Origin of the sequence: Sporosarcina sp. P34 (assembly GCF_002743375.1) — a bacterium.
Lineage (GTDB): Bacteria > Bacillota > Bacilli > Bacillales_A > Planococcaceae > Sporosarcina.
In genome coordinates this window covers 25,012-39,850 of record NZ_PDZC01000016.1, presented here as the reverse complement: position 1 = coordinate 39,850, position 14,839 = coordinate 25,012, and the positions used below count along the sequence as shown (strand labels likewise).

General features: G+C 43.2%; 16 protein-coding genes and 1 riboswitch. Of the genes, 12 read left to right on the top strand and 4 right to left on the bottom strand.

Annotated elements, in window-relative coordinates; genetic code table 11:
* Window positions 1-451 precede the first annotated feature (451 nt).
* Window positions 452-877, bottom strand: a complete 426-nt coding sequence (locus CSV63_RS15830) for a MarR family winged helix-turn-helix transcriptional regulator (protein WP_099696674.1) — start codon at window positions 875-877, stop codon at window positions 452-454.
* Window positions 878-1,108: 231 nt separating this feature from the next.
* Here CSV63_RS15830 and CSV63_RS15825 point away from each other — a divergent pair, with 231 nt between their 5' ends.
* A complete protein-coding gene (locus CSV63_RS15825) occupies window positions 1,109-2,821 on the top strand; it encodes a methyl-accepting chemotaxis protein (protein WP_099696675.1) in 1,713 nt (570 codons plus the stop codon).
* Between the two features lie 107 nt (window positions 2,822-2,928).
* Window positions 2,929-3,279 (top strand): YolD-like family protein, encoded by a 351-nt coding sequence (locus CSV63_RS15820; RefSeq protein WP_158233982.1) that lies wholly within the window; start codon window positions 2,929-2,931, stop codon window positions 3,277-3,279.
* 34 nt (window positions 3,280-3,313) lie between these two features.
* On the opposite strand, the gene CSV63_RS15815 is transcribed toward CSV63_RS15820, so the two are convergent.
* A complete protein-coding gene (locus CSV63_RS15815) occupies window positions 3,314-3,691 on the bottom strand; it encodes a nucleotide excision repair endonuclease (RefSeq protein WP_099629859.1) in 378 nt (125 codons plus the stop codon).
* Between the two features lie 119 nt (window positions 3,692-3,810).
* Between CSV63_RS15815 and CSV63_RS15810 the strand changes: the two genes are divergently transcribed.
* The 6 genes from CSV63_RS15810 to CSV63_RS15790 all read left to right on the top strand — a co-directional run bounded on the left by CSV63_RS15810 (window position 3,811) and on the right by CSV63_RS15790 (window position 7,653).
* Window positions 3,811-4,428 (top strand): DUF3298 and DUF4163 domain-containing protein, encoded by a 618-nt coding sequence (locus CSV63_RS15810; protein ID WP_099696672.1) that lies wholly within the window; start codon window positions 3,811-3,813, stop codon window positions 4,426-4,428.
* An 88-nt stretch (window positions 4,429-4,516) separates the two neighbouring features.
* Window positions 4,517-5,527, top strand: a complete 1,011-nt coding sequence (locus CSV63_RS15805) for a proline dehydrogenase family protein (protein ID WP_099696671.1) — start codon at window positions 4,517-4,519, stop codon at window positions 5,525-5,527.
* A 668-nt stretch (window positions 5,528-6,195) separates the two neighbouring features.
* Window positions 6,196-6,666 (top strand): GNAT family N-acetyltransferase, encoded by a 471-nt coding sequence (locus tag CSV63_RS15800; protein WP_099696670.1) that lies wholly within the window; start codon window positions 6,196-6,198, stop codon window positions 6,664-6,666.
* A 19-nt stretch (window positions 6,667-6,685) separates the two neighbouring features.
* Window positions 6,686-6,904 carry a hypothetical protein gene (locus tag CSV63_RS15795; RefSeq protein ID WP_099696669.1) on the top strand — a complete coding sequence of 73 codons (219 nt, stop codon included), beginning with the start codon at window positions 6,686-6,688 and terminating at the stop codon, window positions 6,902-6,904.
* Window positions 6,905-6,926: 22 nt separating this feature from the next.
* On the top strand, window positions 6,927-7,103 hold the full coding sequence (locus CSV63_RS16575; protein ID WP_158233981.1) for a hypothetical protein: 177 nt from the start codon (window positions 6,927-6,929) through the stop codon (window positions 7,101-7,103).
* Between the two features lie 112 nt (window positions 7,104-7,215).
* Window positions 7,216-7,653, top strand: coding sequence for a hypothetical protein (locus CSV63_RS15790; protein ID WP_099696668.1), 438 nt, complete (start codon window positions 7,216-7,218; stop codon window positions 7,651-7,653).
* A 30-nt stretch (window positions 7,654-7,683) separates the two neighbouring features.
* On the opposite strand, the gene CSV63_RS15785 is transcribed toward CSV63_RS15790, so the two are convergent.
* Window positions 7,684-8,700 carry a DUF1646 family protein gene (locus CSV63_RS15785; protein ID WP_099696667.1) on the bottom strand — a complete coding sequence of 339 codons (1,017 nt, stop codon included), beginning with the start codon at window positions 8,698-8,700 and terminating at the stop codon, window positions 7,684-7,686.
* A gap of 100 nt (window positions 8,701-8,800) precedes the next feature.
* Between CSV63_RS15785 and CSV63_RS15780 the strand changes: the two genes are divergently transcribed.
* A complete protein-coding gene (locus tag CSV63_RS15780; protein WP_099696666.1) occupies window positions 8,801-9,061 on the top strand; it encodes a hypothetical protein in 261 nt (86 codons plus the stop codon).
* 125 nt (window positions 9,062-9,186) lie between these two features.
* Here CSV63_RS15780 and CSV63_RS15775 read toward each other — a convergent pair whose 3' ends face one another.
* Window positions 9,187-9,633, bottom strand: a complete 447-nt coding sequence (locus CSV63_RS15775; protein WP_099696665.1) for a hypothetical protein — start codon at window positions 9,631-9,633, stop codon at window positions 9,187-9,189.
* Window positions 9,634-9,775: 142 nt separating this feature from the next.
* Window positions 9,776-9,908, top strand: a riboswitch (cobalamin riboswitch).
* A 483-nt stretch (window positions 9,909-10,391) separates the two neighbouring features.
* On the opposite strand from CSV63_RS15775, the gene CSV63_RS15770 reads away from it, so the two are divergent.
* The 3 genes from CSV63_RS15770 to CSV63_RS15760 are packed head-to-tail and all read left to right on the top strand — an operon-like array spanning window position 10,392 to window position 14,613.
* Window positions 10,392-11,336: an AAA family ATPase gene (locus CSV63_RS15770; RefSeq protein ID WP_099696664.1), complete on the top strand. Its 945-nt coding sequence runs from the start codon at window positions 10,392-10,394 to the stop codon at window positions 11,334-11,336.
* Window positions 11,336-12,394 carry a DUF58 domain-containing protein gene (locus tag CSV63_RS15765; protein ID WP_099696663.1) on the top strand — a complete coding sequence of 353 codons (1,059 nt, stop codon included), beginning with the start codon at window positions 11,336-11,338 and terminating at the stop codon, window positions 12,392-12,394. The genes CSV63_RS15770 and CSV63_RS15765 overlap by 1 nt, the downstream gene beginning before the upstream one ends.
* Window positions 12,391-14,613 carry a transglutaminase-like domain-containing protein gene (locus CSV63_RS15760; RefSeq protein ID WP_099696662.1) on the top strand — a complete coding sequence of 741 codons (2,223 nt, stop codon included), beginning with the start codon at window positions 12,391-12,393 and terminating at the stop codon, window positions 14,611-14,613. The genes CSV63_RS15765 and CSV63_RS15760 overlap by 4 nt, the downstream gene beginning before the upstream one ends.
* Window positions 14,614-14,839: the final 226 nt, after the last annotated feature.

Genomic DNA, 14,839 nt, shown 5'->3' with positions numbered 1-14,839 from the left:
GCTATAGAGCGCCCATGGCGGGAGTATGAGCGCATGCGGCCAGTGATAGGGCGGTTAGCGTGTGTAGAGCGGTTGTGGTGGAAGTATGAGCGGGTGGAGCTGCAGATAGAGCGGGTAGCGTGTGGTGTAGAGCGGTCGTGGCGGGAGTATGAGCGGGTGGGGCCGTAGATAGAGCGGCTAGCGCGTGGTATAGAGCGGTCATGGCGGGAGTATGAGCGGGCGGGGCTGTAGATAGAGTGGAGTGTGTTATAGAGCGGTCGTGGTGGGAGTATGAGCGGGTGGGGCCGTGGATAGAGCGGCTAGCGCATGCTATAGAGCGGTCGTGGCGGAAGTATGAGCGCATGCGGCCGTTAATAGAGCGGCTAGCGCATGCTATAGAGCGTCCATCGCGGAAGCATGAGCGCCCCCGCAACCTCTAAAAAAAGCTGCTCCATTAACGGAACAGCTTTTTTCAAACAAATGTGTTATTCAACTTCGTGTAAATTTGGATTAAACTATTTCGTTCAGCAGCCGATAAGTGACTGAAGAACTCCGAACGTACCTGCATTCCGAATTTCTGTGCTTCGGTCAAAATTTCTAAGCCTTGGGGTGTTATACTCCAATACTTTGTTCGACGGTCTTGTTCATCATTACGTAACGTAATACACTCGCTTTTAATGAGTTTTGATGATAAATGCGTTAATGAAGCGGGTGTGAAGCCTAGTGTCTCAGCTAAATCAGAAGGACGTTGCTCACCTTTTTTATGTAACTCTAGCAATACGAGAATATGGGAGATTCCTAGAGACAGCTTGGATTCTTGCTGGAAACGAATCAGCATTTTATTTGTCACTTGATCCATCAAATGTACCAAATTGAAAATTGTCTGGTCTTCATTCAAAACAGAACACCTCCCTTTCCTTCAAAAAACTTTATGCTTATATATTATTATCATACCTATAGTATATATGAAACAAAACAGTTGTGACACGATTAGCACAAGTACATCCACAGAATATGTTAAAATCAAAAAGTTTTTCAATTTCTCCTTTTTAATTATAGACTGATAGCGTATGATAAAGACAACGAATGAACTAGATGAAACAAATAGGAAGGGTGGGCATAAGGTTTGATGAAAGTTAAAGATTCGTTAACATTTCAGCTAGGTACGATTATAGCTGGGATATTGGTAGTGATGTTAGCCATTACATCACTAGCTACATATAAGACGGCTTATGATAAATTGTATGATGCTGCGGGAATTGAGGCATACGGCTGTGCCAATATTACTACTGGATTGATTCGACCTGGTGATTTGGAAAAGGCTTTGGCTGGCGATGTCGATACACAAGACGAGCTGGGGAAGACGTTGAACTGGACAACCGAACATAAGAATATATTTGAAACACAATATATTTTGGATTTGGATGGAAAGCTCGTTGCTTTAGATGACAATTTAAAAGCTAAAGGGTTTAAGCCGGGAGATCCGTTCCATTTAGATGAAGAAGCGATTGCGGATCTACTAGAACATCGACATTCTACATATTCTCAACCTTACGAGTATGGTGACATGGAGCGGCTTTCAGGTTATGCGCCACTATATAAAGATCAGGATGCCAGTAAGGAAATCATTGCATTTAGCGTCATTGACTTCGATGCTGACATTGTCAAACACCGTACATGGGATGTCGTTCGTGACGGAATTTTGATTAGCATTATTCCTATGATACTTGCTTCAATCGGAACAGGATTCCTCATTCGCCGGAAGACGAAGCCGATTTCTAGCTTAATTGAGCAGGCGAAGAAAATTGCGGATGGCGACTTGGCGGTTCAACCGACAGAAGTTACGTCACAAGACGAAGTGGGAGACTTGGCTCGTACACTGAATCGGATGACGGTGAATCTACAAGACATGATCGCGACGATGAATACGACATCGCAGCATTTATCTGAAAACGCGGGAGAAACTTCTGCATCACTTTCCGAAATGCGTGAAGCGATTACGATGGTTGCGAATAATATCGAAGAAGTCGTCACGGCCGTTACGGATGGTACGTCAAATGCCCAGCACGCAACAGGTATTCTTACGGGATTGGCAAGTGGTTTGAACAATACGAAACAAAGTGCCGATTCGATGCTCGTTAACTCCAATGAAACGATGAAAATTGCACTAGAAGGTGCAAAACGCGCAGAAGAAATTAGCCACGATATGGAATTAATTCGAAATGGATCACAAGAAGTTGGAGATACAATCCAAAACTTGGTTGAATCTACGACGAAGATTCAAAATATTACGGGTTCCATCGCGGGTATCGCAGCTCAAACGAATTTACTTGCGCTGAACGCATCAATTGAAGCGGCGCGTGCAGGTGAACATGGTAAAGGCTTTGCGGTAGTGGCGGAAGAAGTACGGAACTTGGCTGAGCAATCGAATCAGGAAGTACTTGAAGTAGAGAAGCTGGTGAAGGATATTTCTGACCGTATCCAGCAAGTCATTACTTCCACATCGGAAAATACGAAACACATCACGAAGGGTACAGAAACAGTGAAGCTTACGTCCCAGTCATTGAGTAATATTTCCGTAGCGGTAGGAGAAACCGTTAAAGAAATCAAGGATATCTCGAACTTGATGACGTCGGAAGCTATGAAATCAACAGAAGCAGTGCAGTTGATCGAGCATTTAACACACGCTGTACAAAATATTGAAGATATGACGAATAATATTGCAGCAGCCGCTGAGCAAACGACAGCGAGCATAGAAGAAATTTCAGAACGTTCTACGCAGACCAATCAAATGGCGCGTGAACTAGAAGTGTTTGTCGGTTCATTCAAATTACCTAAATAAACACTCGGCCATCGCTTATTAAGCGATGGTCTTTTTAACCATTGATTTTAGAATGTATGTTCTGTATAATACGAACGTACATACGCTTGAGAAATGGGGAATATGTGATGGAAAGGAACCGAGATAGAGGGAAATTGAAGTGGACGTCGCTTATGCTGCCTGAACACCTCGAGAGACTACGTGGTTGGCAACGGGAAGATGAGTATATAGAACGGCCTGAGTTAACCGATTGGGAGCTACAAACGATGCAGGAGACACTTGAAGTGGCATGGCGCAGGCGAGTCGAGACATCGATTAAAACTTGGCATGATGGGGAAGTTCGCTTTCATCAGGGAGAGATTGAAGCGCTCGACTTGCGGACGATGACGATCAGGCTGCGCGATCCGTTCGGAACGGAAAGAATTCATGTAGGGGATGTAATAGATGTCCAATTTTCGAAAGAAGCGGGTGGTGTATAGGCAAAAATAAAAGCCGTCTGCAAAAGCAGACAGCTTAATCTCTGAAAAATACTTTTTCTACGTTGTACTTTGCTTGCTCTGTGTTGATTACGTACGTTTCGTAGATTTCGCGTTCCATTGGATCATCGATGATAATAGCGGAAATTTTCGCTACTTCTTCACGGTGATTACGCAGTGGGGATACTTGGTCTTCAAAATGCTTTTTCAGACGTGGACGCAATTTTCGTGCTTTTCCTACGAATAATAACTCGTCGCTTTGGTTGAAGAACAACAAAAGGCCGCCCTTATCACGTGGAATATCATGAAAATCGATGAAACCATAGATTGGCTTAATCGGCGTTTCATCCGGTCCCATTTCTTGTTTTCTGCGAACGATTGTTACGTCCGGTTTAGGTAGTGTAATATTGATCATTTTACTTCACATCCTTATATCAGTCAGTGGTTATCCTATCATACGGCCAAAAAAAAAGCGAGAAACTTTCTCTCCATCCCTTGCATATAGTAAACAAATGTCTCGGGAAGGATGAACTGATGAGAAACCCTGCGGTTATACAAACGTATCACATCTCGAATGCCAAGCCGAAAGTGGATGTGTATTATCCCGTCATCACGCAACTGGATGATCCAAAAATTCAACAGAAGCTAAATGAAGTGCTATTCAAGGAAATGAACAACATGCTAACAGACAATAATTATTATGATCCAAGCCTGGTCGAGATGGTCGCAACATATGAAATTAAAAATAACCAACGTGATCTCTTCAGTATCAACTTGATCGTCTACTCGTTTACTGGTGGAGCGCATGGAATGACTTACGTTAAATCTCTGACATTTGATACGAAGACGGGAAGGCAATACAAGTTGCAAGATATGTTTAAGCCAGGCAGTCCTTATGTACAGCGGGTCTCTGAATATATTAGACGCCATATTCAGCAATGGAAAACTCCAGTGCTTGAGCCATTCACTAAAATCAAGCCTGACCAGGATTTTTATATCGCAGACACGAGTCTGGTTGTCTATTTCCAACTATACGAAATTTCACCTTACGTAGCCGGCTTCCCTTATTTTCCGATTCCGTTGCTCGATTTACAAGATATTATCAAACCAAATAGTCCAGCAGACCGAATGTTGCCGTTCATAGGGACTTGAAATTATCTGTATAAATAAATGTATGGGCTTACATGACAGAGTAGTGTTATAATTTTGATATAAGAACTATACAAAAGAGGTGGAAACTATGCTAAGAAATTTCTTTATCGGTTTATCTGAAAATCAACTACTGAATCAAGCTGCCCAAAAATACGGCTTCCAATTAGGAGCACAACAAGTGGTGGCGGGAACTAACATCGAAGAAATGATTGACAGTGTCAAAGAGCTCAATCAAGCAGGTATTTCATGTACGATTGATAATCTAGGTGAATTTGTGTACGAAAAGAGCGAGGCCGTTGAAGCGAAAGAACAAATCTTAACCGTAGTGGACGCAATCCAAGAACATCGAGTGGATGCGCACATCTCGATCAAACCATCTCAACTCGGTTTGGATATTGATTATGCATTTTGCAAAGAACAGATAGAGGAAATCGTTAAATATGCAAATCAAGTAGGTATATTTGTTAATTTAGACATGGAAAATCACTCACGACTTGAACCAACGTTCCGTTTAGTAGACGAATTAAAAGCAAAAGGCTATGAAAACGTCGGAACCGTTATTCAAGCCTATTTTCATCGCGCGTTAGACGATACGAAAAAATACAACGACACACGCATGCGTCTAGTAAAAGGTGCGTACAAAGAGTCACCGGATGTTGCGTTTATCAATAAACAAGAAATCGACGAAAATTATATAAAAATTATTGAAGAACACTTATTGCATGGAAAGTTCACGTCGATTGCGACGCATGATCATACGATTATTCAGCATGTGAAGCAGTTTGTAAAAGAGCATGATATTTCATATGATCAATTCGAATTCCAAATGCTATACGGTTTTCGCCATGATCTACAGCTACAATTAGCGAAAGAGGGCTATAATTTCTGTACATACGTGCCGTTTGGCGAGGACTGGTACGGGTACTTCATGCGAAGATTGGCGGAGCGTCCGCAGAATATGAACTTGATGGTGAAACAAGTGTTTAACAAGAAGACGAATACGATGATTGGCTTAGTCGCGGGCGCGTTTGTGTTGGGACGATTGAGCAAGCGTGGGAGCGACAAGAAACAAGATGATGGTTGGGTAAAATATCGCTAAATAGGAGAATAAAGTAACGTGAATCGACGTTTCGGGTGGACGCGCTCATAGATTCGTTCAAGCGCTCATAAAATATGCTTGACCGCGCTATGATATGTGATACCCGCTCTATCGTCGTCCGCAAGCGCTCTATGCCAATCGATAACCGCTCTATAAAGGCTTGTGACCGCTCAATACACCGTCGCGCCTCTACTATTTTCAAACTGAAAAGATAGAAAATAATAGGTAGTTAGCTATTACCTTCAATGAAATCTACCATTATTCAAATTCTAACGAGAAGGTTAGGGTATCCCGTCTGTAGCACAAACCGAACTACTCTTTACCTATTCTATTCTTCTTTGCATTCCAAAACACTGTTTCCCTGCAGTGTTTTTTTGTAGTTACTTTACATAAAACATGGGAAATAGTAGTGTTATAGATAGATATGCATTCCTCATAAAGTTACAGGAGGAGCATTGTTGAAAAAAGAGTTACAGTTCCCTGTGCCGTAGTCCTCGTGAGATGTGACTGAATCAAGACAAAGGTGAATCAAATTGTTTTCAGAAACAGCAATTCCATAAAGTACAAATAGACAAGAAGTATGAAGCCATCGAACTGTTTGGAAATGGAGACGTAGCAGCATGCACTTCTGTCATTCCACAACGTAAAAAAAAGAAATGAGGACGGTTATGAACATTATCGAAGCGAAAATTTCCGATATCCCTGTCATCCGTGACGTGATGATCCGGGCGTTCCGGGAATACGAGAAGGCCACACCACCGACGAGTGCGTTGAAAGAGACGGTCGAGAGTATCGCGGCTGAAATGCAAAGTGGTGTACAGGCGTTGATTGGCTACATGGAAGAGGAACCCGTCGCGATGGTCCGTTTCCGATTGGAAGACGAAAGCCTCTATTTCTCTAGATTTTCTGTCGTGCCGGAAAGACAAGGACAAGGTATTGCGAAAAAAATGCTGCGATTTTTAGAGGAGTATGCGACGCAAAAAGGGAAGAGAGTAGTAGCATGCAAAGTACGAGCGGATGTGCCGAAAAACATCTCACTCTATCAGTCGATCGGATATCACGTGTGTGAGGAATCGGTATTACATAGAACGGATGGCACGTCGATTGCCATTGTATCTATGGAAAAATCACTTTCCTGAGCAGTGGGAGGTAGTGCAAGTGGCGAAACATAAGAAAAATACTCGCGATATATTGCAATACTTAGCACTCTTCATTGTTTTAGGGACGCAGATTGTTCGTCTGATCCTTTATATTACGGAAGTAGCGTATACGATTCCAGAAACGACGCTTAATTTGTGGACGTATACAGCATTTGGGTTAGCAATGGCTTTGTTGTTAGTGTCTTATCTGTTTCCGAAAAGGAAGCAGTCAGCATAAATCGTGAAGGGAGGAGATACATATGCATCACCATAATATGTATGATCCATTCATATCTTCTGGAAATATATTCATTTACATCATTCCGCTAGCATTCCTACTATTCACTATATGGTTTGCGCTGAAATTCCTTAAACTACAGGAACGCAAGAATGCAATCCTTCAATCGATTGCAGAAAGATTAGATAAGCAGAAATAAAAAGAATCATATTCAAATCAAATTTTGCATGTCACGGGGATAAGAGAATCAAATGAGGATTGAATATAGCCGACAATAGGCTATTCAATAAAATAGATAAGGAGAGGATTTCATGCTTCGAAAACTATTTTATATTACGTTTTTGACAGTCATATTGGTAGGATGCCAAACAGCAGATAAGAATACGACATCGAACACGCCAAAAGAGGCAATTGAACAGCTTCATGCAGAGGAAGGTTTTGCGGAAGTGGTGAAAGTGTATCGTACGTTGGAAGTCGATAATAATAAAGTAATCAATGTCTATAAAGGGATATTGGACGGCACGGAAGAAATATTCATCGCAAAGTTGAACAAAGAGAAAGATGACAGGTGGACGGTAACGGATGCGATTGGCATCGGCATGCCTTCTGAGGAGAACTTAGGTGAAAGTGTCAAAACTTCTTCGTTTGAAGCAGGTTTTACAAAGAGGAATAGCGCACCGAGTCCCAATACTAAATTGGTTCAGACGGATGACAAAAAGTATCGGGTATGGGTGAAAGTAATCGAGTAAAATGAAAGGACCGCCTGCGCGGTCTTTTTTTCATTGTCTGCCAAGTAGAATCACGAAATAGACAACCATCGCAAGCAATCCAAGCGGTACACCGACACGCGCCCATTCGCCACTGCGAATATTGAGTTTACCAGCCGCAATGATATTCGGGATATTTCCGGGAATCAACATCCCGCCACTAATTAACAAGCCAAGTAAGAGCGCTTGGATCGTTGATGCGTCCATCGCGGGACTGATTTCCGCAGCAGCAAGTGTCGCGTTGTCGAGTACAGCTGAAATCATATTGATCCAGTAAAGTGTTAATGGCTGAAGATCGAGTAAGTAAAGGGTGATCAATGGCTCAAATCCCGCACCGAGCAATGTCAATGCCAAAACAAATATATACACTTTTACGCCGCGTCCGAAAATACTTATGTACGACTCTGCCGCTTGTCCGGAAGAACGGTACCGCGAGCGGTTGCGTGGGCGAATCAGGAAGAATGCGAGCAGTCCAAAGACGAAGACACCGGCTATAATATCGGTTCCAAGCAAGTTCATTAGGTAATAAAAATCTTCATCCAATTTATTCGTCGCAATCGTCGATAGTGGCTCACCGATTGGTGTCAGCACCGCGCCCATGCCGATTGCGTAACACGCCAAGATCACAAAACGAATTTCTGAACGTCGGTCCATTTGCAAGACGGACGCGATGGCCACGAGGACTAACGCTGCAATAATGGCCGTGATAATACTAGAAATCAATCCCAATCCCATAATAATTAGCGCCAAGAATAATCGGAATGGAATGATTCGGCTGCCTGCTACTACCGCTTTCTCAAATGGATGTCGTATCCAGCGAAAGACTATTCCCGCCACAAGAACGGCGAGCGTAATATGCAATGGATCGCGTAATGCCTTATTCCATAACTCCCACTCCAACACCCCACTAACAAATGCCGCAGCACACCCCATAACGAATAAAAACAGTTCCAAATTACGTTCAATACGAGGGACCGTAAACGGCAGCAATAACACCAAACCTAAAATAATGAGCAAACCAGTGACCATAGGCATCCCCTTTCACCAATCTTTCTTCTACACTGTATGCAAAAAGCCGATTCATCTTGCATAGAGTCTGAATAGAATAGATAAAGAGGAGGGACACGCATTGGAAGTTTCAGATATTGTACTGATCCCTGTTATTATCGGGTTAACGGAAATTCTGAAGATGAATGGATTGCCGAAGAAACTGATTCCAATCTTTTCCTTACTATTAGGCATAGGTGGCGGGATTTTCTACTTGTTTCCAAATGATTGGAAGTCTGGGATACTGGGCGGAATTATTATGGGATTGTCGGCGAGCGGATTGTATTCGAGTGGGAAGACGATTGTTGAGAAACCACCGTGTGATGGGGAAGATGAGAAGTGATTTCTATAGAAGAGAACCCCCTGTTTATGTCGTTACTGGACATGAATGAGGGGGTTCTTGTATGTTAATTATATGGAATGCAAAGAAGCCGAAACCAAAACCAATCTTTCTTTGAAACGCTTTGTTTATTTAGGACCACCGGTATCGTTATGTATGATGGTAATTGGCTTACCTTTTTTCTTTTTATAACTTGAATCACTATACATTTGAATTTCGTGTTTAACTTGGAAAACGTGACCAGCCATACGCATAGATCGTTTATCAATAAAGTAAGCCGTTTTCATATTCTCACTTATAATGACAGTGGCGAATGCGGAGAGAGGTGCAGTGTAAGGAAGTGGAATAGCCAATAATGAACCTAGTGCTGCAATTCCGCCTTTAGCTAATATGTCATTAGCCCTTGTGCTTCTTTTTTTGGTATCGACGTAAATCCAACTTGAAGCTTCGGCTTTACTGGTAACTAACTGAACACCATTGTTGTCCTTTGTCAAATTGACTGGCGCTAAAGATAAGCTAAACATCATTAGTGCAGCAGTACCTGTAAGTACAATTTTTTTCTTAAGCAATTTCATTTCTTCGTCCCCCTACTATATTAGTATTGCAATTAAATAGTTTACTATATTATTTTACTACACTATTTTTTTTATAAAAAGAGGCTTAAAGGATTAAAAAATAGATTTAAATACCAGTCTTTAGTTGTAGTTTTATAACTAGCCTAACTACTCTGTCTATTGATTTCACCCCGCAAAAACTATAGGAACCAGGTGAAAATCCTGAGCTTTCCGGCCACTGTAATGGGGAAAAAATGACACTAAGTCAGGAGACCTGCCATAGAAAGTAAGCATGACACCTTCATGGTCCCCATCTCATTCAGGGAGTGGGGGTTTTTTGATTTCAAAACCACACTGCCACTGAAAAAACTGCTCCTTCTAATTTCAATGAAAAGGTAGGGGCTTCCACGCTAGACGTCGTCACTGTAAATCATTTGGACGATTCTCTCATTCCCCAGGAAATGAACGTGATGCTAAATGGTAAGCAACTGAATGATTTTACAGCCGAAATCACGTTCATTAAAGGTATGAACGACATTCAATTCCAAGGTCGCCGCAGGTTTGGTCGTCGTAGTAATAAGTAGAATGAAAAAAAGAAGGCGTTAAAGAGAGTAGAGCGATATAATGAAGAAAGATCTAGTAGCCGTAGCATTCATCCTCTTTATCGTTGGGTAGCTTGGAAGATTCGATCGGTGTAAGAATAGTGTTTGATATAGATCAACGAGATCACGGAAGACATCGTAGACGCTGTGAACATGAACAACAGGAGGAACTAAACAATGAGCAATCCATCAACACACGTACTCAATGAAATGAAAAAAGTAATGAACGGTAAAGACGACGTCATCCAAAATGTGTGGATGACGTTCCTAGCTGGCGGACATGTATTGCTAGAAGATTTACCGGGAGTTGGGAAAACGACACTCGCGAAAGCATTCAGCCGAGTCGTCGGTCTCGATTCGAACCGCATCCAATTCACACCGGACGTCGTCGCGTCTGACGTCATTGGATTCACGATGTTCGACAAAGAGAAAAACGAATTCGTCTTTAAAGAAGGCGCGGTCATGTGCAACTTATTGCTCGGCGATGAAATCAACCGGACATCTTCGAGAACGCAAGCAGCGCTCCTTGAAGCGATGCAAGAGAAACAAGTAACAGTCGACGGCGTGACCTATCCGCTGCCCGCGCCGTTTCACGTCATCGCGACGCAAAACCCGTACGGCACAATTGGTACACAACCACTACCAACTGCGCAACTCGACCGTTTCATGACGAAATTGAGCGTAGGGTATCCCGATTTTGAAGACCAAGTAGCCATGCTGAGAAATCGTCAACAGGCAGATCCATTATCTTCACTGACACAAATTATCACGAAAAACGAATTGCTTGCGCTACAACATCAAGTACAGAACCTATTCATTGACGATGAAATCTTGCGCTACGTCACGGCACTGACCGAGAAAACGAGAAATCATTCATCGATCCATCAAGGAATCAGCCCGCGTGGCGCACTCGCTCTTTGTCAGATGGCGAAAGCACATGCCTTTTTACAACAACGCGACTACGTCATTCCGGAAGATGTCCAGGCTGTGTGGTTGCCGACAAGCCGACACCGCATCGTCATGTCAGGCGTACCTGGTACTGCACATGAACAGGATGCGCTACTTGAAAACTTACTGCACAGTGTTGCTACGCCCGATCAAGCAATGCTTGCGACATTTTAATGGCTGATCGTATGAAAGGGACACTACTCATTAGCGTCGTGTGGCTGCTGTTTACGCTCGCGTTTTTCATCTTCACGACGACGCATTTCGCTCTATTATTCGCAGTCGGTTCTCTCATTGTATGGCTGTGGCTCGTGTTGAGCGTCTATCTCGTCAAAGGAAAAATTCAATGCGAGATTATCACGGCGAATGAAATCTATAAAAATGAACAAATGAGCTATCAACTGCGCGTACAAAATACGAGTCGCATACCCGTTACACACCTACAAATACATCTCGTCACCGAGCATCTATTTACAGGCAGACAAGAGAGTCATCAGCACGACTTGTCCATCCGAGCGAAAAGTACGGAAGAATTTTCGTTCGTGTTGCCGCGGAACTATATGGGACAAGTGAATATACGAATCACACAACTGACGATCAAAGACAGTTTCACGTTCTTCCGTTCGATGCAGAAAATGGATACGCAATCCGCACTATTGATCATGCCGAATCCGTATTTACTAAAACTTCAACGCATTGAGCAAAATCAACATGTGCTACAAACGTCAGGCATGATTCCGATGAAGAAAATTAATGGCGAAGAGCTTGTGGAATTGTCGGTGTACAAACCGGGCGACTCAGTCAAACAAATTCACTGGAAACTATCAAGTAAAGTCGATGATGTACTAGTCAAACAGTATGAAACGCTGACAGGGAATGCCGTTATGATGACGATCGATTTTACATCGTTTACCAATCGCTTGGCACTCTATGATGAATTCATCGAGACGTTTTCCGCTCTGCTTTATTCCTATGTCGCAGGCGATCACGAAGTCCAGCTTCTAGTAGATCATTCGACAGGTGAGCAGTTGAAGATCAACAATGAACGGGATGCAGCGAACGCTATAAAAGAAGTGTTGACGAGAAGTGCCGCGCAAGTTTCGATGTCGGATGAACAGTGGAAAAGGCTCAAACAAACCTATCCAAACTGTATTGTATTGACGACCAATAGTGCGCGTAGTACCGACTACCAGACCGTCGTGATCTCGAATCAGAAGGAGGGATCCGTCGCATGAAATGGCTAGATGGAGTAGTTGCGTATTGTGTCATTGTAGCGGCATTCCTCGTAATCCGTTCGATGCTGTTGCCAGAGATGAGTAGCGTTCCCGCGCTCATTCTCGTCTTGCTGTGGATGGTCGCGCGTATACAGTGGAAACAGCGTGGCGGCGACATCGTCTTGATTGCGAGCGTAGTTTTCAGTTTGATTTTCCTATCAACGTACATAGACGACGTGAAACGAACGATCAACGCGTTGTTCATCGCACTCTCAGAACACAAACATATTTATATGGATCTATTATCCGTCAATGAAACGACTTCGTGGCTAAACGGCATGATCCTCGGTCAAATTGCTTTGCTGATCGGCAGTGCCATGTATTATGCCATCGCAAATCAAAAACGTTGGATTCCTGTTGCGCTCGCTATCGTGATTTGGTCGATACAAATACTTCTCGGCACATCACCCGCATTGATCCTTGATATTCTATTTTTCACGGTGCTGATTCTGGCGTTGCTGTATATGAATCAACTACCCGTACGCTGGTGGAAACGGATTGCGGTCGTGCCTATTTCATTGGTTGTGCTGATGTTCGTCTATACGTCGATGAATCCAAACGGTGATGAAGAGTTTACAGGTAGTTCGAAAATGGAAGACAAAGTACGTTATCAAGGCGAGAAGTGGCGCTATTATACAGGCGAAGAGCCCGTATTGACAGCCGGAAACTTCCATCGACTTTCCACGTTTACACCTTACGACCATACCGCGCTAAAAGTCGCAATGGAAAATCCGAGTCCTCTGTATTTAAAAGGATTCGTCGGTTCGACTTACACGCCGAGCGGCTGGAAGGAAATCGATGGAGAAGCGTATAGGGAAGAGAAGTCACTGCTTGAAGCATTACAAAAGGAAGATTTCACCGGAGCGAAACAACTGAGCTTGGCAGCAGAAAGTAGTTTGCCGGATGAGTACGCAGAAGCGAAACTTATCATTCAAAACGTCGCTGCTTCCAGTCGGTATATTTACGCACCGTATGAATTAGCAGACATAGATGCCGATCTTGTCCGTTCCAAACAAGCCGACGCGCTCCATGCGACAGGGGTTTTCGGCAGGCGTACAGTGGAAATGAACTATATGCTGACGCCGTACACCGATTATCCGCAAATCGCGAATGCAGTATACGCAACAAAAGACACCGACTATTTACGTCGTGAAAGTCATTATAACCAATATGTCTACAACAACTATCTCGCGGTGCCGCAGGACAGTTGGAACGTATTGCGTAATCATTTGAATGAAAGCGTACTCGATGCGGAAACACGTTTACCGTACGAACAAGCGATTCAGGAAGTGGAACGTTTCCTCGCACAGTCGATGAGTTATAACGAACATGCCGAACCGATAAAAGATCAGGATTTCGTAACGGGAATTCTGGAAGAGTCGAAAAAAGGCTATTCCGTTCACTATGCGACAGTTGCTACATTGGCATTCAGAATGCTCGGCACGCCTGCGCGTTATGCGGAAGGCTATATCGTCGGACTAGATGACGTGAAAGATGTACCGTCATTCAGTGAAATCAACGTCAGTGAGAAAAATGCCCATGCGTGGACAGAAATCTATGTCGATACGGTCGGCTGGGTGCCGATTGAAGTGACACCGGGGTATGCTGAGAAAATGCCGAAGATCAATAAACAAGACTATCCAGCACCGGGCGGATCCGATTCACCGGACGAAAATGGCGGAAGCACGGCTGAACCTGAACCGAATGACACGACAGAAGTGCAACAAAATCTAGAAGAACCAGAAAACACGCAAAAAGTGAATCCAAACACGGTTTTGTGGTTCTGGCTGAATATTGTCATTGCGTTAGTTATATTCATCCTGTTCGTGCTGTACGTCTTGAGAAAAAGAAAACGTCAACAAAAACTCCAAGTGAAAGATTATCGATTAGCTGTTGTACACCATGTACAGCTCATGGTGCAGATGCTAGAGAAAGAACAAGTCGTCGCGAAGCTGCCTTCATTCGAAACGCTACCTGAAGCAGTTGGCAAGATCGATCCGCAACTTCGACAGGACTTCGAGGACGGGTTGAAAATCTATCAAAAAGCTAAGTACAGTCCACATGGCGTGACCCATGAAGAACGCGCGAAGGTAGAAAAGTTATATGCGCATGTTCATACTGCGGTGAGGAAGTCGAAAAAAGGATTGAAGAAATTACGATTTATCGTACGTCATCAATAAATAGTGGAATTGAGAAAAGCATCGCATACCGCGGTGCTTTTCTTTTTGAAAATGGATAGAGTAGAAATGGATAGAACAAAGTTAAATCAATTTGAAACCTTCGAAAAAGTGAACCCTTCTGCACTTTATGAACGTATGAATAGTAGAGTGAAGCTTGATCTGTATACGGTTTATTTCAAGGAATAATGAAATACAACTGAAATACAAAATGGAGATATAAAAACGA

Coding starts and splice junctions, on each gene's coding strand:
- CSV63_RS15790 (WP_099696668.1), top strand. CDS start 7,216: ATGCTTCGAAAACTATTTTATATTACGTTTTTGACAGTCATATTGGTA.
- CSV63_RS15825 (WP_099696675.1), top strand. CDS start 1,109: ATGAAAGTTAAAGATTCGTTAACATTTCAGCTAGGTACGATTATAGCT.
- CSV63_RS15785 (WP_099696667.1), bottom strand. CDS start 8,700: ATGGTCACTGGTTTGCTCATTATTTTAGGTTTGGTGTTATTGCTGCCG.
- CSV63_RS15770 (WP_099696664.1), top strand. CDS start 10,392: ATGAGCAATCCATCAACACACGTACTCAATGAAATGAAAAAAGTAATG.
- CSV63_RS15805 (WP_099696671.1), top strand. CDS start 4,517: ATGCTAAGAAATTTCTTTATCGGTTTATCTGAAAATCAACTACTGAAT.
- CSV63_RS15775 (WP_099696665.1), bottom strand. CDS start 9,633: ATGAAATTGCTTAAGAAAAAAATTGTACTTACAGGTACTGCTGCACTA.
- CSV63_RS15800 (WP_099696670.1), top strand. CDS start 6,196: ATGAACATTATCGAAGCGAAAATTTCCGATATCCCTGTCATCCGTGAC.
- CSV63_RS15765 (WP_099696663.1), top strand. CDS start 11,336: ATGGCTGATCGTATGAAAGGGACACTACTCATTAGCGTCGTGTGGCTG.
- CSV63_RS16575 (WP_158233981.1), top strand. CDS start 6,927: ATGCATCACCATAATATGTATGATCCATTCATATCTTCTGGAAATATA.
- CSV63_RS15820 (WP_158233982.1), top strand. CDS start 2,929: ATGGAAAGGAACCGAGATAGAGGGAAATTGAAGTGGACGTCGCTTATG.
- CSV63_RS15815 (WP_099629859.1), bottom strand. CDS start 3,691: ATGATCAATATTACACTACCTAAACCGGACGTAACAATCGTTCGCAGA.
- CSV63_RS15810 (WP_099696672.1), top strand. CDS start 3,811: ATGAGAAACCCTGCGGTTATACAAACGTATCACATCTCGAATGCCAAG.
- CSV63_RS15760 (WP_099696662.1), top strand. CDS start 12,391: ATGAAATGGCTAGATGGAGTAGTTGCGTATTGTGTCATTGTAGCGGCA.